This window comes from Chromobacterium sp. W521 (assembly GCF_052805975.1).
Map to the genome: position 1 here is coordinate 82,223 of NZ_JBRBAF010000001.1, position 17,624 is coordinate 99,846.

Below are 17,624 nucleotides of genomic sequence, written 5' to 3' on the forward strand. Positions count from 1 at the left end.
ATGCCCCCGCGATTCCTACTCTGGTTGATCCTGCTGATGTGCTGCTACCCCGCCTGGTCCGCCGTGGATCCGTCCAAACCGGTCGCCAGCCACCCGCATCGCCACGGCGCGGCCACGTCTAAGGAGAGCCAGGCCGCCATGGCGGCTCTGCCCATAGACCCAGACGAACGCCCCTCCTCTGTCAGCCCCACCGTGAGCATCAAGGGGGCCTCGGACAACGCCGATCTGCGCCATACCCAGCAGTTGATTCTGGATCAGATCGAAGAAGCCCGTCACCGTACCGTCAGCCAGGAGGACGACCCCCTGCTGCGGCGCGAAACCGCAACGCCGTTCATCTGGCCTTTGCGCGCGCTGAGCTTCGTGCTCTACGGCGTGGTTCTCTTGGTCGTGGTGTACGCGGCGCGGCATATGGCGTTCACTTTGAACCGGCTGTTCGGCCACCAGCGCCATCCTTATCTGGACATTGAAACCGCGCAATGGCCCAAGGTCACAGTCTTCATCGCCGCGCACAACGAAGAGGCCGTGATTGCCGATGCAATGGAGGCGCTGCTTGAGTCCGACTATCCGCCTGGGCAAATGATCATCATGCCCGTCAACGACCGCTCCACGGACGGCACTCGCGCCATCATAGACCGCATCGCGGCGCGCAGACCGGACGCGATCAAGCCGTTTCACCGCACCCAGGGCAAACCCGGCAAAGCCGCGGCGCTGAAGGATGCGACGGCCTTGATCGACACCGAGATTTTCATCGTCTTCGACGCCGACTACCTGCCAAGCCGCGGCCTGCTCAAACAATTGATCGCGCCGTTCTTCGATCCGGAAGTCGGCGCCGTGATGGGCCGCGTGGTGCCCTTGAACCCGGGCGCCAACCTATTGACCCGCATGCTGGACATGGAACGCGCGGGCGGTTATCAGGTGGACCAGCAGGCCAGGATGAATATGAAGCTGGTGCCGCAGTACGGCGGCACGGTCGGCGGCATACGCGTCGCCGCGCTCAACAGCGTCGGCGGCTGGCACGACGACGTGCTGGCGGAAGACACCGATTTGACCTACCGCCTGCTGATCGGCGGCTGGCTCACGGTCTACACCAATCGCTCCGAGTGCTACGAGGAGGTGCCGGAGAGCTGGCCTGTTCGCATCCGGCAATTGATGCGCTGGACGCGCGGCCATAATCAGGCGCTGGCGCGGCATGTCGGCCGTCTGCTGAGCACCCGAGGAGTGCAGCGGCGGGAAAAACTGGACGGGCTCCTGCTGTTGGGCACTTACGCCATGTCTCCGCTGCTGCTGCTCGGCTGGGCCATCACCTTGGTGCTGTTCTTTTTCGACAGCATGCTGCCATCCCCTGGCCTCCTGCTGATCCTGGCCCTGGTCTGCTACAGCGCGATGGGCAATTTCGCCGCCTTTTTCGAGATCGGCGCCGCCTGCTATCTGGACGGCAACGGCAAAAGACTGCGTATTTTGCCTTTCGCCATTCTTGGCTTTTTGGTCAGCCTGGTCACCATTTCCCGCGCCACGCTGCAGCAGTCGCTGGTCGAGCCCTTCAAGAAAAACAGAACGCTGCATTGGGATAAAACCAAGCGGTATCGGAGACAGCCGGGATGATGGCCATACTTTACGTGCTTGGCGTGGCGCCGCTGATCGCGCTGCCGCTCTTGCCCGGTCTATTGGAGTTGCTGCGCAAGACCGACGCCTCCGCGCTGGGCATCAACCGGCTGCACACCGGCACCGCCGACGTCTTCGCCCGCAACTACCGGCAACGGCTGGAAACGCTGGACTTGGGCGAGCGGCGGCAGGACTGGAACGCTCGCCTGGACGCCATCGGGCCGGAAAACCGCCCGGTTGTGGACGAGGAGGTCTTGGCCGCGGGCGAGTTGCGCATTCCGGCGCGCTTCAGTTTCCTGAAAGAAATCCATTGCGACGACAATGTCGTCACCGGTCCTGGCGTGATCCTGCGCAGCGTCTTGGCCGACGGCGATCTGAACCTGGGACGGAGCAGTTCGATTCTGCGTTGGGCCGGCGCCCGGAACGTCCGCATCGAGCCGGACAGCCTGTTGTTCGGGCGCACCGTGGCGGAGGACACTCTGGATATTTCGGGACCTGTCCGCTTCCAACGCCTCCAGGCGGCAACCATCCGCATGGGAGAAACCCCGCGCCATCAGCCCCCGGCCACGCCGCTGCGTGAGGTGGATATCGAAAGTTTGGAAACGCCCCACCCCTTTAACGCGGAAATGCGCCGCGCGGTAATGGACGGCGATTTCCTGCTGCCGGAAAACAGCTTGCTACGCGGACACTTGGTGGTGCGCGGCGGCTTGAGCATCGGCCCCGGCTGCCGGATTGAGGGCAGCGTCAAAGCCAGCGGACCCGTCCGCCTGGCCAGAGGAGTGGTCGTGGACGGCGCCGTTGTTTCCGATGACTCCATCATCTGCCGCGAGAACTGCCTTTTGCTGGGCCCGGTTGTTGCCGACCGGATTGTCGTCATTGGCGCCCATTCCGTATTGGGCGCGCCGGACTCGCCCAATACCGTTTCCTCGCGCTTGGTGCTGCTCACGCCGCCCCTGATCGCTCACGGCACTATCTGGGCTCGCATCCGCGGCAAGGTGCGCGGCCGATGAAGCATCTATGTTTACTGCTGGCCTTGTGTTGCGGAACAAGTCAAGCCGCGGACAGCGCATTCAAGCTGCCGGGCTACCAGGAAGAGGACGGCGCCATTCTGCTGCAAGCGCATGGACGCCATGTCGACCCCTATTTCGCCATGAAAGCCTTGCTGACGGCCGAGGAGCTGGGGCTGTCCATCGCTCCGGCCACGGACGCTTGGGTGGCGTGGCTGGCGCCCAGGCAGGAGCGCAACGGCAGCTTTCCCCGCTTCGAGCGCCAAACGGACGGTGCCTGGCGCCGAACGGCCGACGCCGACGCCGACGACTCCACGCTGGCCATGTGGATTTCCCTGCTGAGCCGGCGGTATGGGCAACAGGAGATGCCCCCGCCGCTTCAGGCATCGCTGGCGCGCGCCAGGCGGGCGCTGTGGCGGCTAAGGCAAACCCGCAGCGGCATTTATGACTATGCCGCGGGCGTCAAGCTGGGCTACCTGATGGACAACGTCGAAGTTTACGCCGCGCTGCGCGACGACTGCGCCAGAACAGGCGCCAGTTGCCGGAGGATGCGGCAGTTGGCCGCAGCGCTTCCCAAAGCGTTTTGGGAGACGAAAACCCGACGCTGGCGCGTAGCCAGCCGCGACCTTCCCCCTGTCGCCTTCTACCCGGAAGCCGCCGCGCAACTGTTCCCCAAAATGGAGGGCATGCCGGCGATGCCGGGGCAAGCCTCCTTCGACGCCTGGCTGCAGGGCGAAGGCCGGCCCTGGCTTGCTCAGGACAAGGCGCATCTGGACTTCCCATGGGGCGTGCTGGCCCTGGCCGCGTTAAGAGACGGCCGGGAGGACGCAGCGCGCGCCTGGTTGCAGAAGGCGGCACCCGCGCGAGGAACGCCGCGCTGGAATGTGCTGGAGGAGGCGGTTTTTCAAGGATTAGAGCGCCGTCTGGCCACAACGGCGGAGCAAGAACAAAGGTTGGAAAAATGAATAAGATTCGATCCAGTCCCCGCTGGGTGTTCATCATCCTGCTGCTGGGGCTAATACTGGCGGCAAGCGCGATCTGGCACAGCTTGCGCGCAAAACAAACGCCACCGCCTCAAGCCTTCATCGCCTTGCTGCTGCCGGACAAACCGGCCAGCGGCAAATACTCGCTGGCATGGCAAGACGCCGCCAGCGAAGGCGGCGTGGCGATGATGCAAATCACCGCCAGCCAACTGGTGGACATGGAACCGGAGCAACGCGCCCGTCTCCGCGGCATCATCTTGCCGGACACGATACACCGCTATGTCGATGCGGCGCTGACCGGAGTGCTGGAGGAGTACGTGCAGGCCGGCGGCGCTCTATGGATCAATTACGACGCCGCCAGCGAAAACGCCGGCGGCCGCTTTTTGGACAAACCGGCGCTCTCGCGCCTCGTGGGCGTGGACTATCTGCTGTACCGGGAGCTGGGCAAGCAGATGGTGCGCAGAGATTTGATGTTGATGCCGCCCTCCGCCGTTGCCGAGCTGGGCATCACGCCCGGCCGCTTCCAGCCCTATCCGGACGGCAAATCCGCCTTGCTGCAAGCCTCGACCTACGGTTACGACCAGGCGGCGTTCAGCTACCTGGCGACCCGCGGCAGCTTCCCGGGACGCGTGCTGGCTCAAGGGCCGGACGGCACCTTGATTGCCGGCGTGCGCGCTTATGGCCGCGGCAAGGTCTTGTTCGTCAACCTGCCGGTCACTTTTCTCAAAATACGCACCGACGGTTTGTGGCTGCAGTCCTACCTGCACTTCTTCAATAGCCAAGTTCTACATCTGCCCCAATTGGCCTCCGTGCCGGACGGCGTGGGCGGGCTGGTAATGAACTGGCACGTCGACGACGCCAACGCCATACCCTATCTGGACTTGCTCAAAAAACTGGGTTTTCTTGAGCAAGGCCCTTATTCCGTCCATTTCACCACCGGGCCGGACACCAATCAGCCCGGAGACCACCGAGGCATGGACCTCGCCCATAACCCGAAGGCTCAGGACTGGGTTCGTCGCTTGAGCGAGCGGGGTTACGAAATCGGCGCGCACGGCGGCTGGGCGCACAACTACTTCGCCTTCAACATCAATGAACATAACGGCAAACGATGGGAACCCTATCTCGCCAACAACAAGAAAGATCTTGAAAAGCTCACCCAACAACCTCTCACCGAGTATTCCGCGCCCAACGGCCACCATCCGGACTGGGTAACCGCTTGGCTGCGCCAACACGGCGTGCTGGCTTATTACTACGTGGGCGACCTGTCCATGGGGCCCACTCGAGCCTATATCGATCCGGCCAACATGCATGGCCGGCCCTGGGCCTTCCCGGTATCGGCCAACGGCGGCATCGCCTCCTTCGAAGAAGCCGTGCGCAATAAACTGCCCAGCGCCCAGATGACGCTTTGGCTGCAGGACATGACACGCTTCGCGGTGCAACAGCGTGTGGCGCGCCTGGTTTATTTTCACCCCCCGGGTGTCTATTTCTATCAGCAAACCGTCCGCGAATGGCTGGCCCAAACCCGGACTTTGGGCAAACAGGGCGTGTTTCATTGGTACACGATGACCGAGCTGTCCCGTTTCCTGTCCCAACGAGAACTGACCCAATGGCAAGCCGCGCCGGCGGAAGGCCGGGACGCGTCCTGGATCAGCGTAAGCGCGCACAACCCAAAGACCTTGGCGCGGCAAAGCTGGCTGCTGCCCAAAACCCCAACCCCGCCCGTGCTGCGGTCCGGCCAGGCCGATATCGAAGCGCTGCCGGACGCTTGGCGAGTCACCGCCCGATCCGGGCAGGACCTTAGATTTGAATACGTGCAAACAGCGAGCAACACTTTGGAGAGCCGCCATGCTCAGTAAACGACTAGCGCAAATCTGCCTTTGGGCACTGTGTCTTACCGGCCAAGCGCACGCCGACGAGATGGCGGCCCCTGATGCGCCGGAAACGGCGCCCGCTCCCGCAGATGTCGAGACAGAGTCCCCGCCGTCAGCGCCGGAGCCGTACTCATGGGCGCGCAGCATCGAGATCGGCGCGCAACACTCCCGTCTCACCGGAAACAACCCTGCCTGGGACGGCGTTTATCTGTCCGGCGTCTGGCAAACCGACGCCGGCAACGTCTTCGATTGGACCGCAGAGCAGGACAGCCGCTTCGGCGAACGGGGCATGGCCTTGAACGGCGGCTGGAACCACGACATCAACCCGGACTGGTACGGCAGGCTGGAGTTGGGGCGCAGCAGCAGCGGCACCTTCTGGCCCGGCACCCACTACGGCGCGGCCATCAACCGGAAATGGCTGCCCAACCGCAATCTGGTCACCACCTTCGGCCTGGCCTACAACGACAATCGCCAAGGCTATAGCGACCGCATTCTGACCTTGGGCATGGCCTATTACTTCGACGCGCCCTGGGTCGTGGAAGGCGGCGTGCACCGCACCTTGAGCAACCCCGGCAGCGTAAGCTCCATGCAGGGTTACGGCGCGGTGACTTATGGGCGCGACCGCTGGCGCCTGATCACCCTGGCCGTCAACGCCGGCGGCGAGGGTTATATGCCAATCGGGGTCAATCAGCCCAAGCAGAGCTTCGACAGCCAGCTCTATCAACTGAGCTGGAGGGAGTGGATAGGCACGCATTGGGGCATCCATGCCGCCGTTGAACGCTACCACAGCCCCTACTACGAGCGTACCGGCATCACTACCGCCGTGTTCTGGAACCTGCCATGAGCCTTCAAGAACGTCTGAAACATTTCAAGGCGCTGCGCCACACCGGCCATGGGGGCGAACTCATCTCCCTGCACCGGGCCATGCGCACAGAATCCTTCCAACGTCTTCGCTGGCTGGAGATCCTCGGCATTCCGCTGCTGTTCAACCTGTTGCTGCTCGCCTTCCTGCCGCAAACGCTTGCGCTATGGCGGCTCGTCACGCAATGGAGCATAGAGGTTACCGGCGTGCCGGCCCAGCTCTCCAGCCTGGAGATACTGAACGGGCAAATACCGGGCTTATTGTTGCCGTGGCTGGATCTGCCGGCCTCGGTGCCCTCGTTCTGGCAATGGTGGGGCAACGGTCTCGCCGGCCTGCTGCTGCTGTTGCTGTCGTTTTTGATCAGCCCGGAAAACATGCCGATGCGCTACTTGCTGCGCTTGTTCGTCATCATCCATGGCTGTTCCTGCGTTTACTTTGCCCTATTGCCGGCGGCCTTCAACCACTCCCTTCCCGAATATCACAGCTCCTGCCTGACATTTGTGCTCACCTTGCTGTTTTTGATGCCCTGGGTGCACGCGCTGACCTTTCACGTGCTGGAAAAACCGCTCTGGCACAAGTTTGCCCTCACCGGGGTCTCCCTGGCCTATTTGCTGCTTGAGGCTCCGCTGCATTACTTCGCCGCCGCCCTGGTGCTGCACTACGGCTCGCTGCTGTTCATGCCCCTGCTGTTCATACTGGGCAGCCTGATGATGGAGGTCATGATGATGATTGCGCTATACGCCTGGGCGATGAGTTGGGAGTAAGAACGGCAAATCCCCTGATGCGAAATATATCCGCGGCCTCTCATTCAAACCGCGCGGCGCGTGTATCCTGTGGCGTGGATCGCAATCAAGACAGGGAGGACGCATGGGTTTCAGCGCAGATGAAAAAAACAAGATGGTGGCTTTGAAAGGCGTGGGCGCCACCGTTGTGTCCAGACTGGAGCAAATCGGCTTTTCTTCCTTGGCGCAGTTGGCGGACCAGGACCCGGCCTTGCTGACGCGCCAGATCGCCGACATGATGGGCTCCAGCTGCTGGCACAACAGCCCGCAAGCCAGGGCCGCCATCCAGGCCGTTGTCGATCTGGCCCGCGCGGAGCGCCGCCTGGCCGCGGCGATGGACCTTGACCCGATTGCCCGATAGACGGGCGGCAGTTTGAGTCGACAACGTGGATGCTATGGCGGAGGAGTCATTGCTGCGGGTTGCGATATTAAAGAGAGGTATAAGACGGTGCTGGGCGGCAGGCCGGCCAAGCCGTTTTGATGAGGTGCTGCGAACAGCCTGATCATCCGGTATAGTCTTTTTATTCAAAGCCGAAGACGTGGCAAAGACTAGCGGAGTAAAAACCGGGTATAAAACCGGGTACAAAAAACAAACATCAAAGCTCACGTCAAGCAAATTCAAGGACTTAAGCCAATCATGCTGTTGATGATCGATTATTGCCATTAGCAGATCACTTCAGATCACCTCATATCACACACCCAATCAAGCCGTTGCTATATAAAGCGTTTTCATATCATGCATGATCAAATCAGATCATGACAGCTCAGAAAAAAGGGGGTATTTTGTGGGGTATCAAATCCCAGTACCCCCTTTTTCATGGCACTAACCGACGTCAAAGCCCGACAGACAAAGCCAGCCGAGAAACAGTTCAAACTCAGCGACAGCAATGGCCTGTACCTACTGGTCAAGCCAAACGGCTCAAAGCTCTGGCGGTACAAGTACCGCATGCGCGACGCCGAGGGTGTGGTGCGGGAAAATGTGTTCGCCATTGGCGAATACCCTGCCATGTCACTGTCTGAGGCAAGGGCGGAACGCGACAAGGCCAAAGAGCTAATCAAGTCTGGCAAGCATCCATCTCAAGTTCGGCGCGCCGAAAAGTCTTCCCAGATTGCCGAGGACGCCCATACTTTCGAAGTCATCGCGCGCGAGTGGCTTGAAAAGAAGAAGGCTACTTGGAAGCCATATACATACAAGCAGGCCACATACGCGCTAGAAAAGAATGCATTCCCAGCGTTCGGCGCCCTTCCCTTGCGCGACGTGTCATCGGCCATCCTGTTGGGGGTGCTCCAGAAGATGGAAAAGCGCGGAGCGGTCACATTGGCTATTCAGGTCAGACAATGGTGCTCTGCTATTTTTTGCTACGGCGTGGCGACACTGAGAGCAGACTTTGACCCAGCATATGCACTCAAGGGAGCTTTGCACCGGCCACCTGTCACACACAGCCGCGCACTCACCGAAGAAGACATAGCTGATCTGAAAGCAAAGCTGACGAAATATGGCGGCAATCAAACCACTATCGCCGCAATCAGATTGCTGATGTACTGCTTCACCCGGACGGCAGAAATCCGGATGGCAACATGGGAAGAGTTTGATCTGGATCGAGCGGAGTGGCGCATCCCTGCAGGTCGAATGAAGATGAAGCGGATGCACGTCGTGCCGCTCTCGCGGCAGGTGGTAGAAATTCTCAGGGGGTTGAACGGGATTACTGGCGCTGGGCAGATTCTTTTTCCGAATCTGCGACGGCCAAGCGAGCCCATCAGCGCGACGACCATAAACCGCGCGCTAGAGCATATGGGATACAGTTCAGGTGAGGTGACCGGGCACGACTTCCGAGCCACGGCCTCCACGCTGCTGCATGAGAAGGGATTTTCTGCATTGGCTATTGAGCGCCAGCTGGCGCATGCAGAGAGAAATAAAGTGAAGGCGGCGTACAACCATGCAGAGTACATGGATGAGCGCCGCCAGATGATGCAGTGGTGGGCCGACTATATCGACTCGATAATACCGAAAGAAATACCAGCCGTTGGTCAAGCGGCCCTGGCCTGACTCGTCTCGGAGATCCACGCGTTAACCTCACTCTCCAGCCAGCCGCTTGCCCTGCCGCCAAGCTTTACCTGCTTTGGAAATCCCCCCTGCCGAATGCGCCGGTAAATCGTTGGCAAAGACAGACCTGTCCTGGCCACAACTTCCTGAATTCTCAAATATCGATCAACCATTTCTTCTCTCCAAATAGTTAGGGCCGCCATCTGGCAGCCCTCAAAACACAATTTCCGGATCGGCCCACCGGCCGCCCCACTCCGCCGTTTTGTCCGGTAGCCACTCGCTACGGGTGCAGCTCGTTCCCGGCGTTGGCTCAGGCCGCTCCGGGCCCAGGTAGATGACCTCAGCGCCACGGCGCTGGGTGTAGCGGTAGATGGGCGGTTGCGGGTCAGCGATTAGCTTGTTTAACGACTTCACGGGCAATTCCGTCATCAATGATCCTGTCTGCGCAAGCTTCGAACTTGCGCTGAGACCCGCCATCGTCAAAGTCGTACCGTTCAAATGCTTGCTGAAACCATGCCTTCTTCAGCAGCCAGCGATATCGCGCCGCGTCCTGCTCCAGCTCGGCGATGCGGTCGAGAAGCGCCAGGACTGTGGCCGGGTTGGCTGCAGCAGCAAAAGCCGCATCTCGCTCGCCATCCGCAATGAAGTTCGAGTTGCCGGACAGCAGTACTTTGGGCCCGATGTCGGTATCGACGCAGACATCATATGGCCCCACAACTTGCCGACGTTTTCCTGTTTTCCACGGCCCGGGCGTTGCCGCGCGCGCCAGGCTGGCCAGCTCGGCCAGTTGTTCATTGGTGATCATGCCGCCTCTCCTTTCTTAATGGGTGCCCACCACCCGCTCCGGCATCGGCCGGTGTAGCCGCACTCTCTGCAACCAGAGCCGGTTCCGTTATAGTGGTCGCGCCCGTGGTAGCATCCGCTGCATGCCTGACTCCACCTTGCGGATTCGCGAACCTCGCCGTCGATAATCGCGTAAGCCTTCCGACGGTCCAGTCGCTGGCCCGCAATCCTGTCTGCTTCTTCGAAGGTGCTTGGGCGGTCGTCACACTTGATTAACCCGTTCTCCACCGTGGTACTGAAGCGCTTGATTACGCTGCCGGCCATCACTCACCCCCTCTCGCATGCGATTGAATAAGAGCAACAAAGCCGCCTGCTTCATCGCGCGCTTTTTTGCAGCCCGGGCAGTGGCAACCAAGAAACCAGTTATCCTTCTGATATTCGTGCTGCGGCTGTCCTGGCCTCCATCCTTCGCAGTCTTTGTGGCCGCAAATGCAAGCCTTACTCTTCATCAATCGCCCCCTTTCGCCTCGGCCGGAGCCTTAGCCTGTGAAAAGATCGCGATCATTGTAGTTTTCTCCCAATTGATTCGATTGCTGCGACCGCTTGGGCTAAGTCTTCCGGTATCGGCGCATTACCGTGGGCTTCACAGCGCCAGTGCGGATTTACTCCCGGCCCTTTCCCTCCGGTACGAAAAACTGTCGCGCCGTTCATTGGACCTTGGCCGCAAACCTCGCATACCATTGTGAATTTAGTCGCCATGGCTTCTGTCCTTCGCCTCGGCCAGCAAACGCGCCCCAGCCTTGCGGATGTTGACGCTAACATCGCCAATATCGATGGTGTCGTCCGGGTCTTCCTTGTCCCACTCCTGAGCAAGCAACTCGACGATCTGCTCAGCTGTGATGGCCGGCGCTTGCTGAACTATCAAGGAATCCTTGACGGTTGCCGCCTGCGCGGCCTTGGCGGCTGCGATGGCGGAATTAACGGTCCGCAGATGGTCTTCATCGTGGGCTTCCCATGTGTTGCTCTGCCCCGGTACGAACTTGAATGCCACCAAGCTGTTCCTTGCCAACTTCAACGCCTCCAGCAGCTGCTTTTCCAGTTCAGTCATTGATTTTTCTCCGATTCGGCCCGTACTTCGGCAATAAAGTCCGGCTCCAAGCCCGTGTTTATCATCAGGCAGAAAGCCACGGCGGCGCATCCACACAGCACGGCCACGCCGGCCAAAGCTAGGACTATGAGCTTAAGAAGCATCTGCCGCTTCTATCTGCGCGTTGATCAGTTCGTCCGTCAGCTCGCCGGCGCGGTCGGCCGCTATCACCGCGCGCGCGGCGTCGATCAGGTTCTGTTGCATCACGCAATCTCCTTGAAAAGGTCGTTCTGATGTAGCGCGGCGCTGCATGCGGGGTTGAGCCATAGAACCTCGGTGCGCTCCAGTGCGCCGTCGGCGAGCGCGCGCCTTGTGGAACGCTCCCAGCCGGCGTACAGCTCGTTGTAGAGCGGCGAGTCATAACCGCTTAGCACCACCATGCCGGCGCATTCATGCAGGACCTGCGCCAAATGGGCGTGATCTGCATCAGTCATTTCGTGCCGGTAGCCCTTGCCGCTTCTTGTTACCGAGTTCGAGCGGGTGTCAAGCACATACGGCGGGTCGCAGTAATGTAGGGTCTGCGGCGAGTCATGCTGCAGAATGACGTCAGTGGCCTGGCGGTTCTCAATTACGACGCCGGTCAGACGTTCCAGCATCCCGGCCAGTGCCGCGGGGTAGTTCGACCAATCGCGCGCAGGGTGGGCTGATTTCCGGTTGCCATTGGCGCGAAATCCACTAGCTGCGCCGCTGGCTGTGTCTGACCCAAATCCCATGAACGATCTGGCGCAGGTCCTCCGCGCTTGCTCTACCGGATCTGCCGACGGCTCGTATGAAAGCTCAAACTCGGCGCGGGCGTATGGCGTGAGCCGGAGAAGATGCTGTAGCTGCGCGGATTGTTCCGGGTCACGCAGCACGCGGAACAGGCCGGCAATCTCCGGGTCCAGTTCGTTGTAAATCTCGACCAGCTTCGCGCGGGGCTTGCGCATGAGAATGGAGCCGGCGCCGCCGTATGGCTCGGTGTAGACCCGATGTTCTGGGAAGTGTTGGATGATCCACGGTGCTAGCATCCATTTGCCGCCGTGGTAGCGCAGCGCTGGGCGGGTGACGGCCATGGTCACGCCTCCACTTTCTTGAACGAGATTCGCCACACATATGGGTTCGCATCCCAGCTGCCGGCTCCGTAGAGCTCTTCCCATAGCAGCTTGAACCATGTGATTGGGTCGTGAGGATTGGGCTTGCCGTCTACCATTGGCGGCCAGCCTTCGTCCTGCGCGTCGCCGTAAGTGATGTCCTGCAGCCGCTCGACCCTGATGTCAGTTATCTCCAGAACCAAGCGGCAGGCTGCCCGCGGCATGTGGATCGATGGAATCCACTTTTCAACAACGCAGTGCGCGCCGTCGTCTTCGTCGGCACGGTATGTCAAACGGCAGCCGGCATCGGCGTAAGTCTCCCGCACCCAAATCCTGTCGCCGGGCTGGCCGTAGGGGCACACGAGGCCAAACTCACCATCACCCCAGTGCGCGCCAAACACTTCCGGGCCTGGCACCAACTCACCGTTTCGGGAAACGATGGCCGGCTCGTATCGCTCAACCGTGACTGTAGAGCCTTCGCTGGGCTGCACCTTCATCATCCGCCGCGTCATGGTCTTTGCATCCGCCAGGACTGCGCGAACCATCGCGCCGGTGTACAGCATCGGGTGTTCTTTCATGCTCACTCCCAATAAGTAAGGGCCGCCGCGGCGACCCATCGAAGAACAATCCGGCCATCTCGATAGCCGGTGTGGACTCAGCGGCCGGTCACGTGGTGGTCTTCTTCAGCGCTTGCGAGCAGTTGGCGTCGTACCAAGCCTGGGCGTTCTGGCTGTTCGGCGCGTCCTCGCTGGGGATCAGGTCAGGACCGTCAAGAGAGTTCTCGATCCATTCCATTGCCGCATCCGCGCCTTCTCCGTGCTTCCACTCAATCCACGCGGCTTGCATCGCCGCGAGGTTGTCGTGAAGTAGCCACTGCCATTTTTCGGATTCTTCCTGGTGCCGTTTGGCGGCAAGCTTTGCACCGGCAATAAGCGCAGTAATTGCGATGGACATGCACTCGGGGCTGCAGTCTGTACTAGCCGCCCGCTCTACTTCTTCGGCCAATTGGATCAGAGGGTTCATGGTTAAAACTCCGTCGATGCAAACAGGTTCGGAACCGCCTCGCCGTTGTCCACGATCTGCTGCAAGCGCGCGCGGAAGCTGATGGTCGGGCTACGCATGCTGTCCTCAATGTGATATTGCAGGCTGTCCAGCTCCCTGGCTGTCAATGCGCGCGGAGCATCGTCCTCGCCATTCAGATCCCTGTAGTAGGCCTGCGCCTCTTGCTCGGAGCGCGCGACAACCCAGTCGCAGTCGTTCATCTCGAAGATTCGGATGCCGTTGATGCTGTTGTTCATGGTCTGCTCCTCGGAGGGGTTAAAAAGCCCGCTAGCGTGGGCTTCGTTCAGGCCGGCCAGGGCAGCGCCGGTGTCGGGTGCTTCAATCAGGTGGGACATTTCCATTCCTCCGGGCCTTCGTTGTCTTCGTTCATCTCGATGTTGGTCTTCTCCCAATCGCCGGTCCGGTAGAACGCGGTCGAGTGCTCCAGCTCCTCGCCCAGTCGGCGGATAGCCCACGCGATGGCCTCATGCGTTGCCGTGCGGCAGTCGTGGCCGTGGCCTGGCTCCGCCGGCCGGTCAAAGTGGAAAATCTCGACTTTGTCAGCGGTGATGACGATGCGTAGCGGCTCGTCGGGCGGATCTTGCGTTTGCTGCGGGTCCATACACTCACCCCAAAAGCAAAGCCGCCCACTTGGGCGGCTGGTTGATCGGCTGGTTGATCGGAGCGCCGGGATTGAGCCGGCGCCAGGCAGCGAGGTCGTCTTCGGTCATGGGCTCACCTTCTTGTAGATCTTGAGCTGCCGCTCCCTCCGCACAATCCGCAGCAACCCAGCGTTGACAGCATCAGTGCAGATCAGCCGGGCGGACTCGATGCTCAGACACAGCAACTTAGCCACGTCCGCGCTCGTGAACTCGCCGCGCGGCATGTCTTCGACCCGGTGCTCAACACGATCCAGCGAGTACCGCGCACCCGCGGGCCGCCGCTTCTTCGGCTCAGGCTTATAGAAGAGGTGTGCGAGGCCGGGCACGATCCGGGGCTCGCTCTTGATGTCGGGGTACATCACGCCGCCCTCCCCAGCCGCAATGCCAGGTTTTCAGCCATCAGTTGCATGGCATGACGATGCAGCAACATGTTTGCAAGCATCAGGTTGTCGCACAGCAGCGTTTTCTCGACGAGCGCACCGTCCATGCGTTTGGCTTCTTCAACGCTGTCCCGAAAATCACGGGTAATAGCATCGCGTTGCTCGGTCATCACAGCCAGCGCGCGGCGCTCCAGATGCAGGGTCATGTCCACTGCAGCGAGCTTTGCCTTCACAATTTCCAGTTCATCCAGATCAACCATGATCAATCCTCCAGGCCGCCCAGAACACGGACAACGTCCGCGATCAGGCTGCCGAGTTCTTCCGACATGATGGTGAGCGTCCCTTCAAGCAGGGACTCGCGGTCTTCGCCGGCCTGGCTGGCCTGGTCTTGCAGCAGATCCAGGAACTGGATGCGCCGCAGTTGCAGGGTGTCGGTCAGCTGAAAGCGGATCTTCTCCTGCCAGATCAGATCTATCCGGGTCACTTGCTTACCGGTGTCGATGTGCTGGCGGATCTCGTCCGCGGTCAGGTCGATGTGACTCACCTTCACCGTTGCTCCGTTCTCGCCGCAATCCTTCAGCACCGCATCGCTGCCCAGCTCGAAGCCCTGCGGCGCCGCGCCGGCGGCCAGCCAATCCGTCATCGCGGTGTGCGGTGCGATCCTGGTGCGCGGCAGCGTGGCGGGGAACGGTGGCAAGGCCTCGCGCAGCTTGCTGACAAAGCCCTCGGCGCGCGCCGACGTCGCCGACGCCACCACCAGAATCTTGCTGGTGTTGTCGGCATAGCCCATCAGGCTTGACTGGCGTGTGAACGCCCGCGGCAGCAGGTCATCGGTGATCTGTTCTTTCAGCGCCAGCTTTTCCTTGCGGTCGACCGTGCGCAACTCCTTGGCCTCGATCTCGGCCACCTTGGTATCGACGGCCTTGCGGATCACCGCCGTCGGCAGAACCTTGTCTTCTCGCTTCAGCCGAACGAAATGCCGCTGTTGGAGACTCATCACCGGCACGCTGTGGAACGATGCGATCTCGCCCCAGCCCTCGCCAAACCAATCCAGGCCTGCAGGCTGTGTGAAGGGGCGCTTCTCCAGCGCGGCAGTCAACAGCGCGCTGTCGACACTGGCACCGAGGCAGTAGAACGATGCTTGTTTAAACCAGGTCATTCGAATTTCCTTGATGGGCGGCGATCAGCCGCATGAATTAAGACGCGGCGACCTCGATCGCCAGCTTCGGCCCGCCGGCGCCGGTCGCTACCAGCAACCAGCCTTCGGTGCCGTTACGTGCAACAGCTAGACCAAGAGTTGAAGCAACCGATTTGAGTCGCGTCTCGACATCTGCAACACCCCATCCGTTAACACGCAAGAACGGCGTGGCCGGCGGGTGGAATGCCGCCGAGGCATCAACACCCACGGCCACTAGTTCTAAGGCGATGGTTTCGACCAGTTCGAAGTCCTCGCGTCGGTCCTCCAACTGCTGCAGCGACTTGATCAGCTGCTGGCTGGTGTGCTTCAGCGCAGCAGAGAACAAACATTTGCGGAACATGACTACCCCCACTGCCCGGCCACGGCGAGGACAACCACCACGGCGGAGCAAACAAGCAGGTTGATGAAGGCTGATCTCACAGCGCGACCCGGCGGATGGTGTGAACCGGCTGACCGTGCCGGCTCACGAATTCGAAATGCAGGCGCTTGCCCTGGCGGCGGAGATGCGCGGCAACTTCGTCGCTGATCCAGCCAATGATGATTTCGGTGAAGCGCATACCACCTCCCGTTAAGCGGCCTCGGCCTGTTTCTGCTCTTTCCAGAAGCCTGAAACCAAGTTCTCCGGCTTCGCACCGGCAGAAACTGTTGCGTGGATACTCCAGTCCAAAAGACGAATCCGAATGCCGGCGAATATCCCGTAGCCCTCGCCAGCCTCGATGCCCCGGCCAGCCTCGATGCCCCGGCCAGCCTCGATGCCCCAGCCAGCCTTGATGCCCCAGCCAGCCTTGATGCCCCGGCCAGCCTCGATGCCCTCGCCAGCCTTGATGCCCCGGCCAGCCTCGATGCCCTCGCCAGCCTTGATGCCCCAGCCAGCCTCGATGCCCTCGCCAGCCTCGATGCCCCAGCCAGCCTCGATGCCCCGGCCAGCCTCGATGCCCCAGCCAGCCTCGATGCCCCGGCCAGCCTCGATGCCCTCGCCAGCCTTGATGCCCCGGCCAACCTCGATGCCCTCGCCAGCCTTGATGCCCCGGCCAGCCAGCAAATACCCTTCAACCTTCAGATGGCCTTTGATGATGACGTGGCCAGCAAAGAACAAATTCTTCCCAGTCCACTCGCCTTCAATTTCAAGAACAGAATCGACGCTGCCAACCTTCGACATCAACCAGCTTGCATCGCCAGCGTGATCAAGCTCAGCGGCTTTATTGAGCACGTCCTGATATTCAGCAGCGCCCTCCGGGAACGCCTCAATAAATCGATCAACGCCGTCGCGGCACGCGCCCCATTCTTTGAGCATGTCGATAGTGATTTGCATGGTTTCTCCAGCTTGAAAAAGAAGCCCCGCACGAGGCGGGGCTAAACGCAGGGACGATAGGGTTGGGGCCACACTGGCCCCGAGAGCCGTTTTACTCAGGCCGTCCGCGCCTGTTTATTGCGAGTGGCCCAGGTGGGACATTCACGCAATTAGTCGTCGTAGCCGTCTGGGTCTCGGTACTGGAATTCACCGTCAAAGTCGGTGCGGTCGAAGATTACCTTCACCTGCTGGCTGTACAGCTGCAGCAACATGCGGGAAATGCCAAACATGCGACCGGCAATCAGTCCCTCGGTGATCTTCACGTCGTCAACGTGAATGGTGGTGACGTGGCCGTCGCCATCAAAGCACAGCTTGTACTTGCAGGAATAGCGCGACTTGTTTTCCTCTGGGTCAATGCTCACGCTCATGTAGCCGCGCAACGCGCTGCTGTCCGGATAGCTCTGGTTGATGATGAAGGTCGGGTAACTGTTTTTCTCGGCGTAGCTTTCCGACGTGTCATTGAAGTCGTCAAACAGCATCTGCAACAGCTCGCCAATCTTCATTTCGGCCGGCAACGGCTTGGTGATTTCTTCCAGCATGGGGTTGATCACCTTGGCGGCTTGGTCGGCCATCATGCCGTTCAGCTTGGCTACAACAGCCTTGGACACGAAGTCACCGAAATAGCCCATGTCGGCGTAAGTCTTCGGCATGTGGCCGGTAATGTGCTGCTCCAGGCCTTTGCGGAAGTCGCTGTTATAGCGGAACTGCCCTTCGATAGCCGACTGAACAGCCTCGCCCACATGCTTTTCGATGATGGGCTGCAGCGCCTCGGGCGCCAACTTGGCGGCGATGGCATCGGCCACCATTTTTTCGATATCGATGTTCAATTGCATGGTTGATA

23 protein-coding genes are annotated in these 17,624 nt (G+C 60.6%); 8 read left to right on the top strand and 15 right to left on the bottom strand.

Annotated elements, in window-relative coordinates:
• From ACUXV1_RS00370 to ACUXV1_RS00405, 8 genes are all read left to right on the top strand, one after another.
• Entirely contained in the window at positions 1 to 1,602 is a 1,602-nt protein-coding gene (locus ACUXV1_RS00370; protein ID WP_446014422.1) for a glycosyltransferase family 2 protein, read from the top strand.
• Positions 1,599 to 2,612, top strand: coding sequence for a hypothetical protein (locus tag ACUXV1_RS00375; RefSeq protein WP_081555810.1), 1,014 nt, complete (start codon positions 1,599 to 1,601; stop codon positions 2,610 to 2,612). The genes ACUXV1_RS00370 and ACUXV1_RS00375 overlap by 4 nt, the downstream gene beginning before the upstream one ends.
• Positions 2,609 to 3,574, top strand: a complete 966-nt coding sequence (locus tag ACUXV1_RS00380; RefSeq protein WP_446014421.1) for a hypothetical protein — start codon at positions 2,609 to 2,611, stop codon at positions 3,572 to 3,574. Before ACUXV1_RS00375 ends, ACUXV1_RS00380 begins: the two co-directional genes overlap by 4 nt.
• The gene (locus ACUXV1_RS00385; RefSeq protein WP_446014420.1) at positions 3,571 to 5,448 is read left to right on the top strand and encodes a polysaccharide deacetylase family protein; all 1,878 of its coding nucleotides are present in this window, start codon (positions 3,571 to 3,573) and stop codon (positions 5,446 to 5,448) included. The genes ACUXV1_RS00380 and ACUXV1_RS00385 overlap by 4 nt, the downstream gene beginning before the upstream one ends.
• Positions 5,438 to 6,307 (top strand): YaiO family outer membrane beta-barrel protein, encoded by an 870-nt coding sequence (locus ACUXV1_RS00390; protein ID WP_446014419.1) that lies wholly within the window; start codon positions 5,438 to 5,440, stop codon positions 6,305 to 6,307. The genes ACUXV1_RS00385 and ACUXV1_RS00390 overlap by 11 nt, the downstream gene beginning before the upstream one ends.
• Entirely contained in the window at positions 6,304 to 7,089 is a 786-nt protein-coding gene (locus ACUXV1_RS00395) for a hypothetical protein (protein ID WP_446014418.1), read from the top strand. The genes ACUXV1_RS00390 and ACUXV1_RS00395 overlap by 4 nt, the downstream gene beginning before the upstream one ends.
• Before the next feature lie 103 nt (positions 7,090 to 7,192).
• Entirely contained in the window at positions 7,193 to 7,468 is a 276-nt protein-coding gene (locus ACUXV1_RS00400) for a recombinase RecA (RefSeq protein ID WP_446014417.1), read from the top strand.
• 456 nt (positions 7,469 to 7,924) lie between these two features.
• Positions 7,925 to 9,154, top strand: a complete 1,230-nt coding sequence (locus tag ACUXV1_RS00405; protein ID WP_446014416.1) for a tyrosine-type recombinase/integrase — start codon at positions 7,925 to 7,927, stop codon at positions 9,152 to 9,154.
• Here the strand turns inward: ACUXV1_RS00405 and ACUXV1_RS00410 are convergent.
• The 15 genes from ACUXV1_RS00410 to ACUXV1_RS00480 all read right to left on the bottom strand — a co-directional run bounded on the left by ACUXV1_RS00410 (position 9,136) and on the right by ACUXV1_RS00480 (position 17,616).
• On the bottom strand, positions 9,136 to 9,354 hold the full coding sequence (locus ACUXV1_RS00410) for a helix-turn-helix transcriptional regulator (protein WP_446016822.1): 219 nt from the start codon (positions 9,352 to 9,354) through the stop codon (positions 9,136 to 9,138). The genes ACUXV1_RS00405 and ACUXV1_RS00410 overlap by 19 nt on opposite strands.
• 182 nt (positions 9,355 to 9,536) lie before the next feature.
• The gene (locus ACUXV1_RS00415; protein WP_446014414.1) at positions 9,537 to 9,956 is read right to left on the bottom strand and encodes an ead/Ea22-like family protein; all 420 of its coding nucleotides are present in this window, start codon (positions 9,954 to 9,956) and stop codon (positions 9,537 to 9,539) included.
• Positions 9,957 to 10,682: 726 nt separating this feature from the next.
• Positions 10,683 to 11,042 carry a hypothetical protein gene (locus tag ACUXV1_RS00420; protein WP_446014413.1) on the bottom strand — a complete coding sequence of 120 codons (360 nt, stop codon included), beginning with the start codon at positions 11,040 to 11,042 and terminating at the stop codon, positions 10,683 to 10,685.
• 242 nt (positions 11,043 to 11,284) lie between these two features.
• On the bottom strand, positions 11,285 to 12,133 hold the full coding sequence (locus ACUXV1_RS00425) for a DNA adenine methylase (RefSeq protein WP_446014412.1): 849 nt from the start codon (positions 12,131 to 12,133) through the stop codon (positions 11,285 to 11,287).
• Positions 12,134 to 12,135: 2 nt separating this feature from the next.
• A complete protein-coding gene (locus ACUXV1_RS00430; RefSeq protein ID WP_446014411.1) occupies positions 12,136 to 12,729 on the bottom strand; it encodes a hypothetical protein in 594 nt (197 codons plus the stop codon).
• Positions 12,730 to 12,817: 88 nt separating this feature from the next.
• Positions 12,818 to 13,174, bottom strand: a complete 357-nt coding sequence (locus ACUXV1_RS00435; RefSeq protein WP_446014410.1) for a hypothetical protein — start codon at positions 13,172 to 13,174, stop codon at positions 12,818 to 12,820.
• A 2-nt stretch (positions 13,175 to 13,176) separates the two neighbouring features.
• A complete protein-coding gene (locus ACUXV1_RS00440) occupies positions 13,177 to 13,548 on the bottom strand; it encodes a hypothetical protein (protein WP_446014409.1) in 372 nt (123 codons plus the stop codon).
• Positions 13,536 to 13,814: a hypothetical protein gene (locus ACUXV1_RS00445; protein ID WP_446014408.1), complete on the bottom strand. Its 279-nt coding sequence runs from the start codon at positions 13,812 to 13,814 to the stop codon at positions 13,536 to 13,538. Before ACUXV1_RS00445 ends, ACUXV1_RS00440 begins: the two co-directional genes overlap by 13 nt.
• A 105-nt stretch (positions 13,815 to 13,919) precedes the next feature.
• A complete protein-coding gene (locus ACUXV1_RS00450; RefSeq protein WP_446014407.1) occupies positions 13,920 to 14,213 on the bottom strand; it encodes a hypothetical protein in 294 nt (97 codons plus the stop codon).
• Positions 14,213 to 14,494, bottom strand: coding sequence for a hypothetical protein (locus ACUXV1_RS00455; RefSeq protein WP_446014406.1), 282 nt, complete (start codon positions 14,492 to 14,494; stop codon positions 14,213 to 14,215). Before ACUXV1_RS00455 ends, ACUXV1_RS00450 begins: the two co-directional genes overlap by 1 nt.
• A gap of 2 nt (positions 14,495 to 14,496) precedes the next feature.
• The gene (locus ACUXV1_RS00460) at positions 14,497 to 15,393 is read right to left on the bottom strand and encodes a recombination-associated protein RdgC (protein WP_446014405.1); all 897 of its coding nucleotides are present in this window, start codon (positions 15,391 to 15,393) and stop codon (positions 14,497 to 14,499) included.
• 37 nt (positions 15,394 to 15,430) lie between these two features.
• Positions 15,431 to 15,772 (bottom strand): hypothetical protein, encoded by a 342-nt coding sequence (locus ACUXV1_RS00465; RefSeq protein ID WP_446014404.1) that lies wholly within the window; start codon positions 15,770 to 15,772, stop codon positions 15,431 to 15,433.
• Positions 15,773 to 15,848: 76 nt separating this feature from the next.
• On the bottom strand, positions 15,849 to 15,989 hold the full coding sequence (locus ACUXV1_RS00470; RefSeq protein ID WP_446014403.1) for a hypothetical protein: 141 nt from the start codon (positions 15,987 to 15,989) through the stop codon (positions 15,849 to 15,851).
• An 11-nt stretch (positions 15,990 to 16,000) separates the two neighbouring features.
• The gene (locus tag ACUXV1_RS00475; RefSeq protein WP_446014402.1) at positions 16,001 to 16,744 is read right to left on the bottom strand and encodes a hypothetical protein; all 744 of its coding nucleotides are present in this window, start codon (positions 16,742 to 16,744) and stop codon (positions 16,001 to 16,003) included.
• 149 nt (positions 16,745 to 16,893) lie between these two features.
• Positions 16,894 to 17,616, bottom strand: coding sequence for a hypothetical protein (locus ACUXV1_RS00480; protein ID WP_446014401.1), 723 nt, complete (start codon positions 17,614 to 17,616; stop codon positions 16,894 to 16,896).
• Positions 17,617 to 17,624 lie beyond the last annotated feature (8 nt).

Excerpts from the sequence above, each read along its gene's own strand:
- ACUXV1_RS00370 (WP_446014422.1), top strand. The coding sequence starts at position 1 with ATGCCCCCGCGATTCCTACTCTGGTTGATCCTGCTGATGTGCTGCTAC.
- ACUXV1_RS00375 (WP_081555810.1), top strand. The coding sequence starts at position 1,599 with ATGATGGCCATACTTTACGTGCTTGGCGTGGCGCCGCTGATCGCGCTG.
- ACUXV1_RS00380 (WP_446014421.1), top strand. The coding sequence starts at position 2,609 with ATGAAGCATCTATGTTTACTGCTGGCCTTGTGTTGCGGAACAAGTCAA.
- ACUXV1_RS00385 (WP_446014420.1), top strand. The coding sequence starts at position 3,571 with ATGAATAAGATTCGATCCAGTCCCCGCTGGGTGTTCATCATCCTGCTG.
- ACUXV1_RS00390 (WP_446014419.1), top strand. The coding sequence starts at position 5,438 with ATGCTCAGTAAACGACTAGCGCAAATCTGCCTTTGGGCACTGTGTCTT.
- ACUXV1_RS00395 (WP_446014418.1), top strand. The coding sequence starts at position 6,304 with ATGAGCCTTCAAGAACGTCTGAAACATTTCAAGGCGCTGCGCCACACC.
- ACUXV1_RS00400 (WP_446014417.1), top strand. The coding sequence starts at position 7,193 with ATGGGTTTCAGCGCAGATGAAAAAAACAAGATGGTGGCTTTGAAAGGC.
- ACUXV1_RS00405 (WP_446014416.1), top strand. The coding sequence starts at position 7,925 with ATGGCACTAACCGACGTCAAAGCCCGACAGACAAAGCCAGCCGAGAAA.
- ACUXV1_RS00410 (WP_446016822.1), bottom strand. The coding sequence starts at position 9,354 with ATGGCGGCCCTAACTATTTGGAGAGAAGAAATGGTTGATCGATATTTG.
- ACUXV1_RS00415 (WP_446014414.1), bottom strand. The coding sequence starts at position 9,956 with ATGATCACCAATGAACAACTGGCCGAGCTGGCCAGCCTGGCGCGCGCG.
- ACUXV1_RS00420 (WP_446014413.1), bottom strand. The coding sequence starts at position 11,042 with ATGACTGAACTGGAAAAGCAGCTGCTGGAGGCGTTGAAGTTGGCAAGG.
- ACUXV1_RS00425 (WP_446014412.1), bottom strand. The coding sequence starts at position 12,133 with ATGGCCGTCACCCGCCCAGCGCTGCGCTACCACGGCGGCAAATGGATG.
- ACUXV1_RS00430 (WP_446014411.1), bottom strand. The coding sequence starts at position 12,729 with ATGAAAGAACACCCGATGCTGTACACCGGCGCGATGGTTCGCGCAGTC.
- ACUXV1_RS00435 (WP_446014410.1), bottom strand. The coding sequence starts at position 13,174 with ATGAACCCTCTGATCCAATTGGCCGAAGAAGTAGAGCGGGCGGCTAGT.
- ACUXV1_RS00440 (WP_446014409.1), bottom strand. The coding sequence starts at position 13,548 with ATGTCCCACCTGATTGAAGCACCCGACACCGGCGCTGCCCTGGCCGGC.
- ACUXV1_RS00445 (WP_446014408.1), bottom strand. The coding sequence starts at position 13,814 with ATGGACCCGCAGCAAACGCAAGATCCGCCCGACGAGCCGCTACGCATC.
- ACUXV1_RS00450 (WP_446014407.1), bottom strand. The coding sequence starts at position 14,213 with ATGTACCCCGACATCAAGAGCGAGCCCCGGATCGTGCCCGGCCTCGCA.
- ACUXV1_RS00455 (WP_446014406.1), bottom strand. The coding sequence starts at position 14,494 with ATGGTTGATCTGGATGAACTGGAAATTGTGAAGGCAAAGCTCGCTGCA.
- ACUXV1_RS00460 (WP_446014405.1), bottom strand. The coding sequence starts at position 15,393 with ATGACCTGGTTTAAACAAGCATCGTTCTACTGCCTCGGTGCCAGTGTC.
- ACUXV1_RS00465 (WP_446014404.1), bottom strand. The coding sequence starts at position 15,772 with ATGTTCCGCAAATGTTTGTTCTCTGCTGCGCTGAAGCACACCAGCCAG.
- ACUXV1_RS00470 (WP_446014403.1), bottom strand. The coding sequence starts at position 15,989 with ATGCGCTTCACCGAAATCATCATTGGCTGGATCAGCGACGAAGTTGCC.
- ACUXV1_RS00475 (WP_446014402.1), bottom strand. The coding sequence starts at position 16,744 with ATGCAAATCACTATCGACATGCTCAAAGAATGGGGCGCGTGCCGCGAC.
- ACUXV1_RS00480 (WP_446014401.1), bottom strand. The coding sequence starts at position 17,616 with ATGCAATTGAACATCGATATCGAAAAAATGGTGGCCGATGCCATCGCC.